Origin of the sequence: Shinella sp., from assembly GCF_052438155.1 — a bacterium.
GTDB lineage: Bacteria > Pseudomonadota > Alphaproteobacteria > Rhizobiales > Rhizobiaceae > Shinella.
This window is the reverse complement of the sequence record NZ_JBQVPI010000001.1, coordinates 415,444-433,625: the sequence shown is the minus strand read 5'-3', so window position 1 is coordinate 433,625 and position 18,182 is coordinate 415,444. Positions and strand designations below refer to the sequence as shown.

General features: G+C 64.1%; 16 protein-coding genes. 7 read left to right on the top strand and 9 right to left on the bottom strand.

The annotated features are described in order from the left end of the window. Positions 1 to 19: 19 nt before the first annotated feature. Positions 20 to 1,039, bottom strand: coding sequence for an amino acid ABC transporter substrate-binding protein (locus tag ACT6VE_RS02055; protein WP_444796953.1), 1,020 nt, complete (start codon positions 1,037 to 1,039; stop codon positions 20 to 22). A gap of 647 nt (positions 1,040 to 1,686) precedes the next feature. On the opposite strand from ACT6VE_RS02055, the gene ACT6VE_RS02050 reads away from it, so the two are divergent. The 3 genes from ACT6VE_RS02050 to ACT6VE_RS02040 all read left to right on the top strand — a co-directional run bounded on the left by ACT6VE_RS02050 (position 1,687) and on the right by ACT6VE_RS02040 (position 3,220). Further along, positions 1,687 to 2,568: a helix-turn-helix transcriptional regulator gene (locus ACT6VE_RS02050; protein WP_444796952.1), complete on the top strand. Its 882-nt coding sequence runs from the start codon at positions 1,687 to 1,689 to the stop codon at positions 2,566 to 2,568. A gap of 232 nt (positions 2,569 to 2,800) precedes the next feature. After that, positions 2,801 to 2,998 carry a hypothetical protein gene (locus ACT6VE_RS02045; protein WP_444796951.1) on the top strand — a complete coding sequence of 66 codons (198 nt, stop codon included), beginning with the start codon at positions 2,801 to 2,803 and terminating at the stop codon, positions 2,996 to 2,998. A 9-nt stretch (positions 2,999 to 3,007) separates the two neighbouring features. After that, a complete protein-coding gene (locus ACT6VE_RS02040) occupies positions 3,008 to 3,220 on the top strand; it encodes a hypothetical protein (protein ID WP_444796950.1) in 213 nt (70 codons plus the stop codon). A 99-nt stretch (positions 3,221 to 3,319) separates the two neighbouring features. On the opposite strand, the gene ACT6VE_RS02035 is transcribed toward ACT6VE_RS02040, so the two are convergent. Beyond that, on the bottom strand, positions 3,320 to 4,534 hold the full coding sequence (locus ACT6VE_RS02035) for an MFS transporter (protein ID WP_444796949.1): 1,215 nt from the start codon (positions 4,532 to 4,534) through the stop codon (positions 3,320 to 3,322). 48 nt (positions 4,535 to 4,582) lie between these two features. After that, complete coding sequence (locus ACT6VE_RS02030) at positions 4,583 to 5,281, bottom strand: DUF899 domain-containing protein (protein WP_444796948.1); 699 nt, start codon at positions 5,279 to 5,281, stop codon at positions 4,583 to 4,585. Between the two features lie 84 nt (positions 5,282 to 5,365). Here ACT6VE_RS02030 and ACT6VE_RS02025 point away from each other — a divergent pair, with 84 nt between their 5' ends. Together ACT6VE_RS02025 and ACT6VE_RS02020 are read left to right on the top strand one after the other, a co-directional pair. Then, the gene (locus ACT6VE_RS02025) at positions 5,366 to 6,586 is read left to right on the top strand and encodes a helix-turn-helix domain-containing protein (RefSeq protein WP_444796947.1); all 1,221 of its coding nucleotides are present in this window, start codon (positions 5,366 to 5,368) and stop codon (positions 6,584 to 6,586) included. Positions 6,587 to 6,619: 33 nt separating this feature from the next. After that, positions 6,620 to 7,252, top strand: a complete 633-nt coding sequence (locus ACT6VE_RS02020) for a Vgb family protein (RefSeq protein WP_069058194.1) — start codon at positions 6,620 to 6,622, stop codon at positions 7,250 to 7,252. A gap of 3 nt (positions 7,253 to 7,255) precedes the next feature. On the opposite strand, the gene ACT6VE_RS02015 is transcribed toward ACT6VE_RS02020, so the two are convergent. Then, complete coding sequence (locus ACT6VE_RS02015) at positions 7,256 to 8,116, bottom strand: urea carboxylase-associated family protein (protein ID WP_444796946.1); 861 nt, start codon at positions 8,114 to 8,116, stop codon at positions 7,256 to 7,258. A 156-nt stretch (positions 8,117 to 8,272) separates the two neighbouring features. Continuing rightward, a complete protein-coding gene (locus ACT6VE_RS02010) occupies positions 8,273 to 8,743 on the bottom strand; it encodes an Lrp/AsnC family transcriptional regulator (RefSeq protein WP_444796945.1) in 471 nt (156 codons plus the stop codon). 184 nt (positions 8,744 to 8,927) lie between these two features. Between ACT6VE_RS02010 and ACT6VE_RS02005 the strand changes: the two genes are divergently transcribed. Continuing rightward, on the top strand, positions 8,928 to 9,134 hold the full coding sequence (locus tag ACT6VE_RS02005) for a hypothetical protein (protein WP_444796944.1): 207 nt from the start codon (positions 8,928 to 8,930) through the stop codon (positions 9,132 to 9,134). 50 nt (positions 9,135 to 9,184) lie between these two features. Further along, complete coding sequence (gene putA, locus ACT6VE_RS02000; RefSeq protein ID WP_444796943.1) at positions 9,185 to 12,883, top strand: trifunctional transcriptional regulator/proline dehydrogenase/L-glutamate gamma-semialdehyde dehydrogenase; 3,699 nt, start codon at positions 9,185 to 9,187, stop codon at positions 12,881 to 12,883. A gap of 51 nt (positions 12,884 to 12,934) precedes the next feature. Here putA and ACT6VE_RS01995 read toward each other — a convergent pair whose 3' ends face one another. The 4 genes from ACT6VE_RS01995 to ACT6VE_RS01980 all read right to left on the bottom strand — a co-directional run bounded on the left by ACT6VE_RS01995 (position 12,935) and on the right by ACT6VE_RS01980 (position 18,145). Continuing rightward, positions 12,935 to 13,735, bottom strand: coding sequence for an inositol monophosphatase family protein (locus tag ACT6VE_RS01995; protein ID WP_444796942.1), 801 nt, complete (start codon positions 13,733 to 13,735; stop codon positions 12,935 to 12,937). A gap of 29 nt (positions 13,736 to 13,764) precedes the next feature. Then, the gene (locus ACT6VE_RS01990) at positions 13,765 to 14,826 is read right to left on the bottom strand and encodes an ABC transporter ATP-binding protein (protein ID WP_444796941.1); all 1,062 of its coding nucleotides are present in this window, start codon (positions 14,824 to 14,826) and stop codon (positions 13,765 to 13,767) included. Continuing rightward, entirely contained in the window at positions 14,823 to 17,045 is a 2,223-nt protein-coding gene (locus ACT6VE_RS01985) for an ABC transporter permease (protein ID WP_444796940.1), read from the bottom strand. The genes ACT6VE_RS01990 and ACT6VE_RS01985 overlap by 4 nt, the downstream gene beginning before the upstream one ends. A 74-nt stretch (positions 17,046 to 17,119) precedes the next feature. Next, positions 17,120 to 18,145, bottom strand: a complete 1,026-nt coding sequence (locus ACT6VE_RS01980) for an ABC transporter substrate-binding protein (RefSeq protein ID WP_444796939.1) — start codon at positions 18,143 to 18,145, stop codon at positions 17,120 to 17,122. Between the last annotated feature and the right edge of the window lie 37 nt (positions 18,146 to 18,182).

The following is an 18,182-nucleotide window of genomic DNA, read 5'->3' as shown; positions in this document are numbered from 1 at the left end:
CGCTAAAAGGAGAAAGCGATCAACGGATCGGCGGCGAGTAGATCATGCCGCCTGCATTCCACAGCGAATTCGGGCCGCGCGTCAGGCCGAGCTTGGTGCCCTCGCCCACGTTGCGCTCGAACACTTCGCCGTAATTGCCGACGCTCTTGATGACGTTGTAGCCCCACTTGTTGTCGAGGCCGAGCATCTTGCCAAGCTCTTCCGTGGCGCCCAGCATGCGCTGCACGTCGGGATCTTCGCTCTTCAGCTTCTCGTCGACATTCGCCTGGGTGATGCCCTTCTCCTCGGCGGCCATCAGCAGCCAGACGGACCAGGAGACGATATCGCCCCAATGGGAATCGTTCTGGCGGAAGGCCGGTGCGAGCGGCTCCTTGGAGATCGTCTCCGGCAGCACGATATAGTCGTCCGGATTGTTGGCGACGGCGCGGATCGAGGCGAGGTCCGAACGGTCCGAGGTGATCGCCTCGCAACGGCCGGAATAGAAGGCCGCGCGGTTTTCGTCCGGGCTTTCGAAGACGACGAGTTCGAACTTGCCGTTGATGGCGCGGAAGAAGTCGGAAATGTTCTGCGCCGTCGTGGTGCCCGGCAGGGTGCAGATCGCGGCTTCCGTCAGTTCCTTGGCGCTGGAAACGCCGAGCGACTTCGGCACCATCAGGCCCTGACCGTCATAAAACACCGTCGGGCCAAAATCGAGACCGAGCGATGCATCGCGCGAGAAGGTGTGGGTCGTCTGGCGCGACAGAACGTCGATCTCGCCGGACTGCAGCGCCTGGAAGCGCGTGTTGATGTTGGTCGGGACGAACTCGACCTTGTCACCGTCACCAAAGACGGCAGCGGCGATCGAACGGCAGATATCGGCGTCAAAGCCCTGCATGCGGCCCTTGTCGTCGGGTGCTGCAAAACCCGGCGTCGCGAGCGAAACGCCGCAGACCAGCTTGCCGCGCGCCTTGACGGTTTCCAGCGTGCTCGCTGCCGAGGCCTGGCTGGCCATCGTCAAGCCCAGTGCGGCTGCGCAGATCGAAAGAAGTGCCTGTTTCATTCTTCCCCTCCCATGGGTGTTGTTGGATGCAGACGACATGCCGCCCTCCAGCAGCCGCCACCTCAGTGCGATCTTTCAGACCGCAATAATTGTGTACAATGTAAAAATTAGATCATCAACAGTTCATGATATACAATGTCGACAATCCATCAAAAACTCCGATGTGCAATGGGCATGAGCCTATGTTGGGCAGGCATCAACCAGCCTCCTCGCGGCATACCGGCGCTGTAAATGTCCGCTGAACGCAGGTTCTGTTCGACAAAACACAGCATTTTCAACTGCTCGTATGCGATTTACGTCTGACACTCAGCTGGCGTCTCGGAGGGCAAGTCGCTTGGCTCGGTTCCGTTTTTCGCTGTCCGCACGCCACCGGCAAGAGCGTGAGAGCACCCAACCACCCGGCACCGACTATGACGCCATCGTTTCGGGTAAGGTCGCGCTCGCCAATCCCGACGGTTCCGTCGAGACCTTCGGCCCGAGCGAATGCCGTCAGGAGGCAGCTTCCCCGTTGGCCATTCGATGCCGTATTGTGATCTCGGATCACGAAATATGGCTCTTCCATATTTCTCGGCGGCACGCGACAGTCGCAAACTGCGGGCATAAAGCTGACGGCGCCAACGATGGAACCCGTCGGCCACGGAGAAAACATGACTGCCGAAACACGAAACGGGGATGAGCAGGTCGCGGCGATTGCGGATCTCGCCATGGCGCTGCTGGACGGCATCGGCCGATTGGACTTTCAGGAGCGCATCATGAATGCCCTGAAACAGCAGATCGCCTTCGACGCCAGCCTCGTGCTGCTCTACCGCCGCGGCATCGCACCCAAAATCCTGTTCAACGACTGGCGCACCGACCGCGGCCTTTCCAATATCCAGCAATATCTGCAGGGCTATTATCGGCTCGACCCCTTCTACCGCCTGACGCTGGAAGAGGACATCGACGGGGTGCACCAGCTGAGCCAGCTCGACAGCGGCTTCGGTGACAGCGACTACTACCGCGAATTCTACCAATATTCGGGCATGCAGGACGAGATCAACGTGCTCGTCAGCCTCGACGCGGACACCAAGTTCGCCATTTCGCTTGCCCGGCGCAACGCGCGGCCGGGCTTCAAGAGCCCGGACCTGGCATTTCTGCGCACCGCGACGCCACTCCTTGTAAAGGCCATCGTCCGGCACTACCGTGATCTCCGCCCCGGGGGGCAGGAAGGCGAAGCGCTCCTGCAAAGCGCGCTGGCGCAGGCGGTGCGCAATTTCGGCCGCAGCGTTCTGACAAACCGCGAATGTCAGGTCGTGCAACTGATCCTGCGCGGTCACTCGGCGAAGGAGATCGCGGCAAAGCTCGGCATCGCACCGACAACCGTGAAGCTGCATCGTCGCAATCTCTACGCAAAGCTGGACGTCACCTCGCAGGCCACCCTGTTCTCCCTGTTCCTCGATGCCGTCTGCTCAGCGGAAAACGCCTTCGACGATCCGCTTGCCGGCTATCTCACGCGTCGCGCCAAGCTGACAGGCGACATGTTGCACGCCTGACAAGGTCTTTCATCGCCGTCCCCGCCAAAAGAGGGCGCGCATCCGACGGGGGAAGAAGCCATGAGAAAACCGCGCACGTTTGCATGTGCGGCCTCCGCCACCATTCGCGTGGCAACGATGACATCGCGCCGCCGGGCGCGCGCGGCCCGCCCGAACCTTTCCAAAAATCGTTGGGAACAATCGCCGCCGTTGCCGGTTGAGGAACTGTCAATGACATTGGGCGTGATCGCAAATGCCGGACCAATCCAAGCTCTTCCCTGACCATAGAAGGCTGTCGGGGGAACGTTATACAGTGGAAGCCTTCCGCGCGGCCTATGACCTGCCGCAGAAGGAGGCCAAGCGCCTGTTCGACAAGTTCGGCCCCTCCAAACGCGAGCTGGACATTCTCATGCACGCGCGCCGGAATCCCGGGCAGTTCTTGAATTTTTGAGGAGTGACCATGACGATCGAAAAACCGAAGCCCGGTGCCCCCGGCACAATGGCACAGTCGCCTGGCCAGGAGCCCTCCGAAGCCACCCGCTCGCGCGAAAAGCCGCGCGACGCCGGCAAGACGAAGGACGACGAGCCGCTGAGCGAAGAAGAGAAGATCAAGCGGGAGCAGGCAACGAATCCCGCATTGATGCCGATAGGCGACCCCGCTGGCGCCGCCTGAGCACGGCATCTCCCCCGCCTTGCCCGGATCACGGCCGGTATGGCGGAGGAGAGGTTGCTCGGCGATGCCGTGAATGCGTCTTTTGTCACATCCTTCCGTTCAAGCCGCCACAAGCGCTCCCCGCACCTTCGGTACCGGCTTGAACGTCATGGCGATCAGGAAGGCGCCGATGCCGATGCCCGCGGAGCCGGCATAGAGCCATGTGTAGCTGGCAAAGGTATCGTAGATCAGCCCGCCGGCGACAGGACCGAGCGCCATGCCGAGGCTTCCCGCCATGGCAGTACCGCCGATAACCGTGCCCATCAGCCGTAGCGGAAAGTTTTCCCGCGCGATCACCGCGTAGAGCGGCATGACGCCGGCATAGATGAAACCGAAGATGGCCGCGACGACGTAGAACGAGGCGAGCCCGCCGGCGAAAACATAGGCGAGCGCGCCGAAAGCCTGCGCGAGCAGCCCGAGCACAAGGATATGCTTGGCGCCAAACCGGTCGCCCAGGATGCCGAAGGCGATACGGCCGCCCATGCCGGCAAGACCCTCGATGCTGTAGATCGACACCGCCGCGATCATCGGAATGCCGCAGGTGATGGCGTAGCTAACCGTATGGAAGATCGGCCCCGAATGGGTAGCGCAGCAGAAGAAATTCGTCAGGCATAGGATGATGAACTGCGGTGATTTCATCACGTCACGCGTCGTCATGCCCTCCTGCGCGTCATCCACCGCTGCAAGGTTTTCGCCACCCGCCTCCAGCGCCGGCGGGCGCCTGATGAGCAGCGAGGCCGGGATCATCACCACCGCGACGACGACAGCGATGATCTGCATCGAGACCCGCCAGTCGTGCATCGAGACCAGCCAGGCGGCGAAGGGCGACATGGTCATCGGCGCCATGCCCATGCCCGCCGAAACGAGCGAGACGGCAAGGCTGCGGTGCGTATCGAACCAGCCCGTCACGCAGGCCATCATCGGTGCGAAGACCGCTGCCGCCGCCACGCCGACAAGCAGGCCGAAGACGAACTGGAAGGCGACGAGCGACGTCGCGATGCTGGCGAGCCCCAGGCTTGCCGCCAGAAGAACCGAGCCGGCCAGCACCACCGGCCTCGGCCCCACCCGGTCGGAAAGCCCGCCCCAGAACATGCTGGCAAAGGCCATGGCCAGGAAGCCGATGGTCATGGCGGTGGAAACGCCCGTCACCGACCATCCGGTATCCTTGGCGATCGGCAGCAGGAAGACCGGCAGCGAAAACATCGCGCCGATGGCGATGCAGCCGAGCAGGCCGCCCGCAGCGACGATCACCCAGCGATAATGCGTATGGATCATTGTCATCTCCTTCGCGGCCGGCCGATTTTGGCCTGGGCCGCCCCAAAATCAATACTGATCGTGCCGCTTCACCCATTCCATCGGATAGCGAAGGCCGTCCTCGTCGCGGCCCTTCGGCACGAGGTCGAGGAAGTGATAGGCACCGTTCACCATCTCGACACCGCGCGCGTAGCAGGAGTAGGTGTGGTACACCTCGTCCGGCCCGCTCCTGTAAAAGACGCTGACGCCGACCAATTCCGACATCGTGTTCGAACGAATTTCAAAATTGTAGGTGGCGCGGCCCGCCGCCAGCTCTTCCGGTGTGGCGGAAGCCTGATAGTCGAAGTTGAAATCGCTGCCGCCCGAAGACACCCAGGGGAAACTCCAGCCCATGCGTTGCCGATAGGCCTCGATCTTTTCGAATGGTGCACGCGAGATCGCTTTGAAGGTCACGTCACGCTGGGCAAGATGGATCGGGATGCCGTTAAAATTGTCCGCCCAGAAGGAACAATGCGTGCAGCCCTCCTGCCAGTCGGGACCGAGCATGAAGTGATAGACGAGGAGCTGTGAGCGCCCCTCGAACAGCTCTTCCAGCGATTGCCGGCCGTTCGGCCCCTGGAATTCGTAGTGTTTCTCCACCCGTTCCCAGGGCATCGCCATGCGGCGGCGGGTCAGCGCCTCGCGCTTTCGGGTGAATTCCTTCTCTTCGGCGAGCAGGTCAAGGCGGGCCTTCAGCCAGTCCTCGTGCGAAACGACTTGATTGCGCATCACGAACATCCTTTCTTGTTTCGATGATCCAAGAATAGGCGCCGCGTTCGGGAGCGTGGGAGTTACAAGTGTGACGGGAAAACCATGGACTCGATGATCACCGCCGCTGCCCGCGCCCTTGCCACCGGCGATCCGCTCGGCGCGTTGAACCGCGTGGCGCTGCGCGACGATGCACCGGCGCTAGCGTTGCGCGGCATCGCGATGGCGCAGCTTGGCGATCTCGACCGGGCGAAAGTCCTGCTGAAAAGTGCGGCCAGTTCCTTCGGCCCGCGCGAGGCCGTGGCGCGGGCGCGCTGCGTCGTTGCCGAAGCCGAGATTGCCCTCGTCTCACGCGATCTGACCTGGCCGGTGAAGGCACTTGCCGCAGCCGGCGCGACGCTGGCGGCGCATGGCGACTGGCTGAATGCGGCGCACGCCCGCACCCTTGCCATTCGTCGCCTGCTCTTGATCGGCCGGCTGGACGATGCCGCAACCTTGCTCGCTGACGTCGATCCCACCACCCTGCCCCCGCCACTGCGCGCCGCCCATGAATTGGCGGCGGCCGGCATCGCGATCCGCCGGCTGCGCATGGCGACCGCACGCGATGCCTTTCAACGCGCCATCGAGGCTGCCCGGCAGGCACGCATCCCGGCCCTCATCGAAGAAGTGCAGGCCGACGCCGCGATCCTGCAAAAACCGGCAGCGCGCCTGATTGCGAACGGTGGGGAACGCTCGCTGCTTCCGGATGATGTCGAGGCGCTACTGGCCACGGACAGTCTGGTCGTCGATGCCTGCCGCCACGTCCTGCGCTGCGGAGAGACCAAACTGTCGCTGGCAACGCGCCCCATCCTCTTCTCCCTGCTGCGCACGCTGGCCGAAGCCTTTCCGCAGGATGCCAGCCGGGAAACCCTGCTGCTACGCGCCTTCCGCGCCAGACATGTCGATGAATCGCATCGCGCCCGCCTGCGCGTGGAAATGGGCCGGCTGCGCGCCGAGCTGGCCTCGCTGGCAGACATCACCGCCACCAGGGACGGTTTCCTGCTGGCGCCGCGCGATGGTCAACCGGTGGCCGTGCTCGCGCCTCCGCTCGATGAACCGCATGCCGACGTGCTGGCGCTCTTTGCCGATGGGGAGGCGTGGTCCAGTTCGGCGCTCGCCATCGCGCTCGGCACAAGTGCCCGCACGGTACAGCGCGCACTCGAACAGCTTTCCGCGGCGGGCAAGGTGCAGTCGATCGGCCGCGGGCGCATCCAGCGCTGGCTGACGCCGACGCCCGGTGCTTTCTCGACACTCTTGTTACTCCCGGGTCCGCTGCCAGGCGGTTAACATCGGGTCATCAACAATCCAAAGGAGATGACGATGACGACGTCCCAGGCAGATATCATCCGCGAATACGGCCCCTTCCCCGGTGGCGAACCCGTCCACGGGGTAACCTATGACGGCAAGAACGTCTGGTTCGCCTCCGGCGACAAGGTCAATGCAGTCGACCCGGACGATGGCAAATTGCTGCGTTCGATCGACGTCGCCGCCCATGCCGGCACCGCCTATGACGGCCGCCACCTCTTCCAGATCGCCGAAGACCGCATCCGCAAGATCGATCCCGCCTCCGGCAGCGTGCTCGCCACCATTCCCGCTCCCGGCAACGGCGGTGATTCCGGCCTTACCTGGGCGGAGGGCTTTCTCTGGGTCGGCGAATATCGCAGCAAGCAGATCCACCAGATCGAACCGGAAACGGGCAAGGTCGTCCGCAGCATCCAGAGCAACCGCATGGTAACGGGGGTCACCTGGGTGGACGGCGAACTCTGGCACGGCACGTGGGAAGGCGAGGAAAGCGACCTTCGCCGTCTCGACCCGGAAACCGGTGCCGTGCTCGACACCATCGTCATGCCCGAAGGAACGGGTGTGTCCGGTCTCGAATCCGACGGCGCCGATCGCTTCTTCTGCGGCGGCGGCAGCAGCGGAAAAATCCGCGCCGTCCGCCGCCCGCGTTAAGCGCTACAGACCATGGGTGCCGTCGTAGCCGTTGACCGGCGGCGGCGCCCAACCTTCCGGCAAGCCCTTGGCCTTGTAGATTTCGACGACCATCGGATAGCACTTCGCCGTATCGGAAGAGTGCTGCGCCGAACAATCCCCGCCCGGGCAGGCCGACATGCAGCCGAGAAGGTCGATCTCGGCGAAGAATTCCAGATAGTCGCCCGGCCGCACCGGGCTCGCCTTCATGAAATACTGCCCCGTATCGCGCGTGAAGCCGGTGCACATGAAGACGTTCAGCACGTCATGCACATAGGTCTCCGCCTCGCGCAGCGGCATGCCGGTTTTTCCGGCAAAGGCGCGCGTCAGGTTCGAGTGGCAGCAATGGTGGTACTGTCCGCCGTGGCTCAGCAGATTGTGCGTATAGGGATCGCACCGCGTGCCGATCACGTCATGCACCGCCCCGCCGAAGTCGTCGAAACCATACCAATCCAGCGTGTCGTGTGTGATGGTGGCGATGGGACGCAGATACGGGAAATTGGAAAACAGCTGGTCGCCGAGGCCGACATGGGTGCCGTTCAGCGCGCGTGTCTTGCCCGTGAACAGCCGTTCCTTGAGGTCGTTCGCGTTGAACAGATTGAGATCGCCGACCTGCGGCCCCTCAGTGGAGACGATGCGGCAGAAATGCCCTGCCGGCACCGACCAGGTCGCCGCTTCGCGCGGTGGCACGATGACGGTTTCGACCAGTTCAAGATCGTCCCGCAAGGCGCGATAAGCCAAAAGATCCGGACGCGGCAATGTTTCGACCGGGTAGCAGACCACCGGCGCGATCGCCTTGCGGGCAGCGGCATCAGCCGGTGCGGTCGTTATCGGACGAGGCTTCATGGCATTTCCCCCTTTTTCTCCCCGTCTGCCGCCGGAAATCGCCCTCCGCGCAAACGCAAACTTGTTGAATGACAATATTAGTATTGTTCAACAAGATCGATTTCAAGCGGGAAGACGACAACGACGAGCTTGAGGGCGACGTGCGCGCCGGCCCGATCAGCCGCGCTCCTTCACAGTCTCCATCGCCACATTGGTGGAGGTGCTGGCGACATAGGGCAGGTTGGAAATCCGCTCTCCGAGCACCAGCCGGTATTTCTTGATGTCACGCGTGCGGATCTTCAGGAGATAATCGAAGCGGCCGGCGATCATGTGGCACTCCTCCACCTCCTTGATCTTCCGCACCGCCGCGTTGAAACTGTTGAGCGCGTCTTCCTGCGTGTTGGTGAGTTTCACCTCGGCGAAGGCGATGTGGTCGAGGTTCATTTTGGCCGGATTGAGGATCGCCTTGAACCCCTGGATGAAGCCCTCCGTGATCAAGCGCTTGAACCGGTTCTGGCACGGCGTCTTCGACAGGCCGACCTTCTCCGCCAGTTCCGCCACGGAGATGCGGCCGTTCTCGGCGAGTTCCTCGAGGATTTTTCGATCGAACGCGTCTAATGACCCATCAACCTGCACTGTATCGGGCAAATCACCCTCCATCTGAACAAAAATAGACCCATATAGCCTAACACGGGACGATATGAAGTCCATTCGCTTTCGGGGCTCGTGATATTGTTCCGCCCAGTTTCCAGGAACGATTGCACGATGCCCGACCGCCTCTGGCGTGACCGGGCGCAGGCAATGTTCCGGCGCCAGACGACAGGGGATATTGGTGCAAGACAACAGCTTCGATGATAACATGCCGCCGGACCTCATCAGCCACTACAAGCCGCTCGCCATTCCGGCTCTCGTCGCGGCCTGCAGCATCAAACCAGAGCGGTCCGTCCGCGCGGAACCCAGCCTTCAGGTCCGCCACGCGTCGCAGTTTCATGACGTCCCGGACGATCGGGACGAGCCGGCCACCGCCTTCGTTCGCTGACCCTATCCGATACCCCGCAAGCCACTGAACCGCTTCTCATAGGTCCTTCCATGCAGAACCCAGCCTCGCTTCCCGCCACCGACGAAACCCTCATCCCCTTCGCGCATTTCGCCCCGCCGGTACGACCGCAGAGCGACCTGCGCCGGGCGATCACGGCCGCCTATCGCCGTCCCGAGGCCGAATGCCTGCCGCCGCTGGTTGCCGCTGCCGGCGTCACCGAGACGCAGCGCTACGACATCCGCGCCACCGCCCGCACGCTCATCGAGGCGCTGCGCGCCAAGCACAAGGGCACGGGCGTCGAGGGGCTGGTGCAGGAATATTCGCTGTCGAGCCAGGAAGGCGTGGCGCTGATGTGCCTTGCCGAAGCGCTGCTGCGCATTCCGGATACGGACACGCGCGATGCGCTGATCCGCGACAAGATTTCCGAGGGAGACTGGACCTCCCATATCGGCGGCGGCAAGTCGCTGTTCGTCAATGCGGCCACCTGGGGCCTCGTCGTCACCGGCAAACTTACCTCCACCGTCAACGACCGCGGTCTTTCCGCCGCCCTGACCCGCCTGATCGCGCGCGCCGGCGAACCCGTCATCCGCCGCGGCGTCGACATGGCGATGCGCATGATGGGCGAGCAGTTCGTCACCGGCGAGACGATCGAGGAAGCGCTGAAGCGCGCCAAGCCGCTGGAAGCCCGCGGCTTCCGCTATTCCTATGACATGCTTGGGGAAGCCGCGACAACCGGCGCCGATGCCGAGCGCTACTACCGCGACTACGAGAAGGCGATCCACGCCATCGGCACCGCATCCGCCGGCCGCGGCATCTATGACGGCCCCGGCATCTCCATCAAGCTCTCGGCGCTGCACCCGCGCTACAGCCGCTCGCAGGCCGCGCGCGTCATGGACGAGCTGCTGCCCAAAGTGACGGCACTCGCGGCGCTCGCCAAGAAATACGACATCGGCCTCAACATCGACGCGGAAGAAGCCGACCGGCTAGAACTGTCGCTCGATCTGCTCGAAGGCCTCTGCTTCGACGCCGACCTGCAGGGCTGGAACGGCCTCGGTTTCGTCGTGCAAGCCTATGGCAAGCGGTGCCCCTTCGTGCTCGATTTCATCATTGACCTCGCCCGCCGTTCCGGCCGGCGCGTCATGGTGCGCCTCGTCAAGGGCGCCTATTGGGATGCCGAGATCAAGCGCGCGCAACTCGACGGCCTTGCGGACTTCCCGGTCTACACGCGAAAAATCCACACCGACGTCGCCTATGTCGCGTGCGCCCGCAAGCTGCTGGCAGCACCGGATGCGGTCTTCCCGCAGTTCGCCACCCACAACGCCCAGAGCCTCGCCACGATCTACCAGCTCGCCGGCCCGGATTTTGCGGTCGGCAAGTACGAGTTCCAGTGCCTGCACGGCATGGGCGAGCCGCTCTATGACGAGGTCGTCGGCAAGGACAAGCTCGATCGCCCCTGCCGCATCTATGCGCCGGTCGGCACGCATGAGACGCTGCTGGCCTATCTCGTCCGCCGCCTTCTGGAGAACGGCGCCAACTCCTCCTTCGTCAACCGCATCTCGGACCCGAAGATCTCCGTCGAATCGCTGATTGCCGACCCGGTCGACATCGTCGCCGCCATGCCGGTGGTCGGCGCGCCGCACGACCAGATCGCGCTGCCGAACGCTCTGTTCGGCAAGTCCCGCGAGAATTCCAAGGGTCTCGACCTTTCCAACGAAGAGACGCTTCACGGCCTGTCCGCCGAACTTGCCGGCACCGCCGCCAAGCAATGGCACGCAGCCCCCCTCCTGACAGACGGCAAGGCCGGCGGCGAAACGCTCGACGTGCTGAACCCGGCGGACCACCGCGATGTGGTCGGCCGCATTACGCAGGCGAAGGTCGAAGACGCCGAGGCCATCGTTGCTGCGGCGGCCGATCATGTCACCGTCTGGTCCACCGTTTCGCCGGCCGATCGTGCCGCCTGCCTCGACCGCGCAGCGGACATCATGGAAGGCCGCATCGAGCCGTTGATGGGCATCATCATGCGTGAGGCCGGCAAGTCGGCGGCCAATGCTATCGGCGAGGTCCGCGAGGCCGTCGATTTCCTGCGCTACTACGCCGAACAGGCCCGCCGCACGCTCGGCCCATCCCACCTGCCGCTCGGCCCGATCGTCTGCATCAGCCCCTGGAACTTCCCGCTCGCCATCTTCACGGGCCAGGTCGCAGCCGCCCTCGTTGCCGGCAACCCGGTGCTGGCGAAACCTGCCGAAGAAACGCCGATCATCGCGCATGAGAGCGTAAAGATCCTGCATGAGGCCGGCGTGCCGGTCGGTGCGCTGCAGTTCGTGCCCGGAGATGGCCGCCTCGGTGCCGCCCTGGTCGGCGCGCAAAAGACGGCCGGCGTGATGTTCACCGGCTCGACCGAAGTCGCCCGCCTCATCCAGGCGCAGCTTGCCGAGCGGCTGTCGGCCGGCGGCAAGCCGATCCCGTTGATCGCGGAAACCGGCGGCCAGAACGGCATGATCGTCGATTCCTCGGCACTCGCCGAACAGGTGGTCGCAGACGTCATCGCGTCGGCCTTCGACAGCGCCGGCCAGCGCTGCTCGGCGCTGCGCGTGCTCTGCCTGCAGGACGACGTCGCCGACCGCACGCTCACCATGCTGAAGGGCGCACTGCAGCAGCTGACGCTCGGCCGCACGGACAGCCTGAACGTCGATATCGGCCCGGTCATCACTGCCGAAGCCCGCGACGGCATCGCGAGCCACATCGAGCGCATGCGCGGTCTCGGCAACAAGGTCGAGCAACTGCCGCTGCCGGCGATTGCCGAACACGGCACCTATGTCGCGCCGACCATCATCGAGATCAAGAAACTCTCCGATCTCCAGCGCGAGGTCTTCGGCCCCGTGCTGCACGTCATCCGCTTCCGTCGCGCCGATCTCGACAAGCTGATCGACGACATCAATGCCTCGGGCTACGGCCTGACTTTCGGCCTGCACACGCGCCTCGACGAGACGATCGCGCATGTGACGAGCCGCATCAAGGCGGGCAACCTTTACGTCAACCGCAACATCATCGGCGCGGTCGTCGGGGTCCAGCCGTTCGGCGGGCGCGGCCTGTCCGGCACCGGCCCGAAGGCTGGCGGCCCGCTCTATATCGGTCGTCTCGTGCAGAAGGCACCGGTGCCGCCGCAGCAGGATTCGGTCCACACCGATCCGGCGCTGCGCGACTTCATCACCTGGCTCGACCGCAAGGGCAGGACGGCGGAAGGCGAGACCGCGCGCGGCTTCGCGAACCGCTCGGCCCTTGGCCTGCTGCGCGAACTCGCCGGCCCCGTCGGCGAGCGCAACCTCTACGCCCTGCACCCGCGCGGCCGCATTCTCCTGGTGCCCGAGAGCGAAACCGGCCTGCTGCGCCAGGTCGCGGCTGCGCTCGCGACAGGCAACGAGATCACCATCAACGACGTTGCATACCTGAAGTCCACGCTGGCGGGCCTGCCGACCTCGGTCGCTGCCCGTCTCTCTTGGACGTCCGACTGGGAGAAGGCCGGCCCGTTCGCCGGAGCGCTGGTGGAGGGCAATGCCGAAGTCGTGCTCGCCGCCAACCGGCGTATCGCAGCACTCCCCGGCCCGCTGGTGCTGATGCAGGCGGCAACCACCGAGGAACTGGCAACCGACCCGGAAGCCTACTGCCTCAACTGGCTGCTGGAAGAGGTCTCGACCTCCATCAACACCGCCGCCGCCGGCGGCAATGCCAGCCTGATGTCGATCGGCTGATTTCAACCGGTGCAGGCACCCGAACCGGTTGCCTGCACCAATCTCCGCCTCTCAGGCGATCCCTGCGAGTTTTTCGAGATCGGCGCGGGCGCCCGGCCCGCCAGCGACGACCGGTGCACCTTTGGTCAGCAGCTCGCCCTCCGTCGGGAACGGGTGATACCAACCTCCAGCCTCCTTCACGAGGCAATAGCCGGCCAGGCAATCCCAGGCGTGCATGTAGGGCTCGTAGTAGCCGACGAGACGGCCAGCAGCGACGTAGGCGAGCATCAGCGCGCCGGAGCCGTTGCGCACGAAATTGCCACCTGCCTGAAGCAACTGGCTCACCATGTCGGCCACGAATTCCGGCGCGACATAGCTGTTGGCGCCGATGCCGGTCAGGGCATTCCGGATCGTGCGGGACGGGTCGAGCGTCAGCACCCTGCCGTTGAGCTTTGCCCCCTTGCCGGCAGCCGCAGCATAGAGTTCGTTGTGGCAGGGCGCGCCGATGACACCGACGACGGGCACGCCCTCATGCAGCACCGCAATCGAGACGCACCAGTTCGGCATGCCGCTGACGAAGGGCGCGGTGCCGTCGATCGGATCGACGACCCAAGTATAGCCGGAACTGCCCGTGGTGAGGCCGAATTCCTCGCCAAGGAAACCGTCCTCCGGCAGATGGGCCGCAACCCGTTCGCGGATTAGCTTTTCCACATTGCGGTCGGCGATCGAGACGACATCCTGCATGTCGCGCTTGGTTTCGATCACCAGCGTGTCGCGCCGGTTGAAATAGTCGAGCGCCATGGCGCCCGCTTCCTGGGCAAGGGCTTTGGCGAGGGCGAAGCGGGTGTCGAGGGCACCTTCGGGTGACGTCATGCTGATGGTCCTTGCGGTGATCATGGTCATTAGCTGTTGATGAGCGCTATGCCGCGGCTGCGGAAGCCGAGCGTGGCGTCGGATGCGGCCGGCAGGATGCGGTCGACGGCATCGTCGACGATGAAGAGCGTGCCGACCTCCGTTTCCACCTCGTATTCGACATGGTCGCCCAAATAGGCCGAATGCAGGATGCGACCGGCAAGCCCCTCCCCGCGCCCTTCGAACAACGAGACGGCACCGGGGCGCACGGCAAGGCTCGCCGCACCCGGCTTAGCCCTGCCCGCCGGCACGCGATGCTGGAACCCACCGATACGGATCTCAGCCTCGCTGCCATTGATGCCGATAACCTCGCACGGGATGACATTCGCCTCGCCCATGAAATCGGCGATGAAGGAGGAGGCCGGCTGCTCGTAAAGCTCGCGCGGGGCGCCCGACTGGGCAATCTCGCCATCCTTCATGATGATGATGCGATCGGAGACGGCAAGCGCCTCGTCCTGGTCATGCGTCACATAGACGGCGGTGAAGCCGAGGCGCTGCTGGAGTTCACGGATTTCCGTGCGCACCCGACGGCGCAGGCGCGCATCGAGGTTGGAGAGCGGCTCGTCGAGCAGCAGGACCTGCGGTTCCAGCACTAGCGCGCGGGCGACGGCGACGCGCTGCTGCTGGCCGCCGGACAGTTCGGCCGGCAGGCGCTGCCCCATGCCGGCAAGGCCGACCAGAGCCAGCCCTTCCTCCGCCTTCTCCCGCGCTTCCTTGCGAGACAGGCCGGAGGATTCGAGGCCGTAGGCGACGTTTTCAAGCGAACTCATATGCGGGAAGAGCGCGTAGGACTGGAAGACCATCGAGACGTCGCGCTCGTTGGCCGGCAGCATGGTGACATCCTTGCCGCCGATCAGGATTTTTCCTGCCGTCGGATGTTCGAGGCCCGCCAGCATGCGCAGCGTCGTCGTCTTGCCGCAGCCCGAGGGACCGAGCAGGGTGACGAGCGTGCCGGGCTCGATGGTCAGCGACAGGTCTGCAATGGCGGTGAAGGCGCCAAATGTCTTCCTCACGTTCTGGAAGACAACGGAACCGGCTTTCGGGGTGATCATGCGGTTTTCTCCTGACGAAGAGTGGCGGACGGGGTGACACCGGCGACGCGGTTTTCGCGCCGGAGCCGCCGTTCGCCCACGAGAAGCTGGAAGCCGGTGATGACAGTGATCATCACGACGATCAGCATGGAGGAATAGGCAATCGCCACACCGTATTCGCCGTTCTCGACGAGGCCGACGATGTAGGAGGTCGCCATGTTGTATTCGGCGCTGACCAGGAAGATGACCGCGCTGATGGAGGTGATGGCCCGCACGAAGGAATAGACGAGGGCTGCGGTGATGGCCGGGCGCAGCAACGGCAGGATGACCTTGCGGATCGTGCGGAAGCTGTTGGCGCGCAGCGTCAGCGAGGCCTCGTCCAGGCTCTTGTCGAGCTGGCTCATCGCCGCGATGCCGCCGCGCACGCCGACCGGCATGTTGCGGAAGACGAAGCAGGCAATCAGGATCAGCGCCGAGCCGGTCATTTCGAGCGGCGGCAGGTTGAAGGCCATGATGTAGCTGACGCCGATGACCGTGCCGGGAATGGCAAAGCTCATCATCAGCGCGAATTCGAAGACATTCTTGCCGGCGAATTTCTGGCGCACGATGATGTAGGCCGTCAGCAGGCCGACGGCGGCCGTCAGCGGCGCGGAAATCAGCGCGATCTCCATCGTCGTCCAGAACGAGTTCCAGGCGACGCCCGTCCAGGCAATCCCGTTGTCGAAGCTGATCGAGAAGGCTTTGGCGTAGTGGTCGAGGGTCAGCGAATTGTCGAGACCCCAGGTTTTTACGAAGCCGCCGACGAGGATCATGCCGTAGATGACGAGCGTGAAGAGGCCCCACGGAATGACGAGGGCGTGCACGCCGATCGAGACGCCGCGCGGAAGCGCAATGTGCGCGCCGCTGTCACCCTTGCCGGTCACCGTGGCAAAATTCTTGCCGGAGAGCCAGAAGCGCTGGGCGAGGAAGGCGGAGAGCGTGAAGCACAGGAGCACGGTGGCAAGCACGGCGGCCCGCGAGGGATCGTTCTGCGAACCGACGACGGCGAAGAAGATTTCCGTCGAGAGCACGCCATGGCTGCCGCCGAGCACCAGCGGGTTGCCGAAGTCGGCCATGCTTTCAATGAAGCCGATGAGGAAGGCGTTGGCGAGGCCGGGTTTCATCAGCGGCAGCGAGACGCGCCAGAACGTGCGCCAGCGGTCGGCACGCAAGGTCTGCGAGGCCTCCTCCATCGACGGGCTGACGCCTTCGACGACGCCGATCAGCACGAGGAAGGAGATCGGCGTGAAGGACAGCACCTGCGCGATCCAGATGCCGGTGAGGCCATAGAGCCAGCGGCCGGGCTCGATGCCGAAGAGGTCGGAAAGGCCCTGCGTGATGACGCCGGCGCGGCCGAAGAGCAGGGTGAGCGCAAGACCGATGACGAAGGGCGGCGTGATGATCGGCAGGATGGTGAGCAGGCGCAGGCCCTTTTTATAGGGAAAGCGCGTACGCGTGGCGACCAGCGCGAAGGCAAGGCCGAGCAGCGTCGAACCGAGGCCGGTCATGATGGCGAGCCAGAGTGTGCGCCATGCCACGCCGCAGCGTGCGCCGCCGGTGAGGCAACCGAGGCTCCAGATGCCGGGATCCTGCATGTTGCGGACGAAATTGTCCGGGTTGAACGACCCGTCGAAATCCTGCACCGCACCGATGAACATGCTACCGATCGGATAGAAGACGAAGACGACGACCAGGAAGACGAGCAGCGAGATTGCGCTGACGACGAAGGCATCCCCCTTCATCACGCCGCGCTCGGCAAGGCCGAAGGCAAAGAGCAGCACGAAGGAGACGGTGGACAGGACGGCGCCTGCGCCCATCGACGGCTGACCGTCGGCAAGCGGCCCGAACAGGGTTTCGCCGATCGACCACGTCCAGCCGGTATAGCTGATGGCAAGGCCCTGCAGCGCGAGGAACAACACGCCGAGAGCACCCACCCAGGCCAGAACGGTGCCGCGACGCATCGGGTCCGCCATGCCGCGGGCCGCACCGGCGATGAGGAGGAGCAGCACGGCGACGGCAAGCCACAGCCGGCCGTACATGGCGACCTGCACCAGATTGGGCGCCGCCTCGGAAGAAAGCGGGAAACCGGCGAGCCAGCCGAACCCGTAGAAGCCGCCCTCGATCCGGTACCAGGGCAGAAGGGTCAAAGCGACCGCGCCCAGGATCAGGACCATGTCCAGCCTGCGATTGCCATGCGTCATGGCCGACCTCGCTGTTTTTACTGTTTGTGGAAAGGCGGCGCCCGGGGAGACGGGCGCCGCCACTCAGGACGTCATCAGTTGGCGACGGCGCCAACCTCATGGTCCCAACGCTCCAGCAGGGCCTTGCGCTTTGCCGGGTCGCCATAGGTCTTGAAGTCGTAGTCGATCAGCTTGATGTTCTCGAAGCGTGGCGCTTCCTTGGGGATTTCAGCGCTCTTGTTGGAGGGAAGCTGGAAAGACTTCGCATCCTTCATGCGCGACTGGACTTCCGGGGTCAGCGCCCAGTCGTACCAGATCTTCGCATTGTCGAGGTTGCGCGCACCCTTGACGATCGACATGGAACCGATCTCGTAGCCGGTGCCCTCGCAGGGCGTGATCGACTTGACCGGGAAACCTTCCGCCGTCTGCGCCACCGCGTCATGCACGAAGACGATGCCGAGCGCCGTCTCGCCGCGGGCCGCCGCCTTGACCGGTGCCGAGCCAGACTTGGTGTATTGCGAGATGTTGTCGTTGAGCTTTTTCAGGTAGTCGAAAGCCTTGTCCTCGCCCATGATCTGCACGAGGGAGGCGAGTGCCGTATAGGCGGTGCCGGACGAGTTCGGGTTGGCGATCTGGATTTCGCCCTTCAGTTCCGGCGCCAGCAGGTCGGCCCAGCAGACCGGCTCCTTGAAACCCTTCGACTTGAAGATTTCCGTGTTGTAGCCCCAGCCGAGCGCGCCGGCATAGACGCCGACCGTGCGGTAGCCGGAGCTTTCAGCCTGGCTCTTCGCCCAGTCGTTCAGCTCGTCGAGCTTCGGCGACTTGTATTCCAGCGTCAGGCCTTCCGAGGCGGCTTGCAGATGGGGATCACCCGTGCCGGCCCACCAGATGTCCGTCTTCGGATTGCGGGCTTCCGCGCGAACCTTGGCATAGGTCTCGCCAGACGACAGGCGCACCATGTTGACCTTGATATCGCTATGCGACTTCTCGAAATCGCCCTTCATCTGCTCGCAGATGACGACATCGGCCGAGCAGATGAGATTGAGATCACCGGCCGCCTGTGCCGGCAGTGCAGCAAGCGCCGTGCCGGCGAAGAGCATGAGGGAAAGGGTGTTTTTCATTGGGGGCATCCTCCTGTTGCCTGGTTTTGGATTTTTG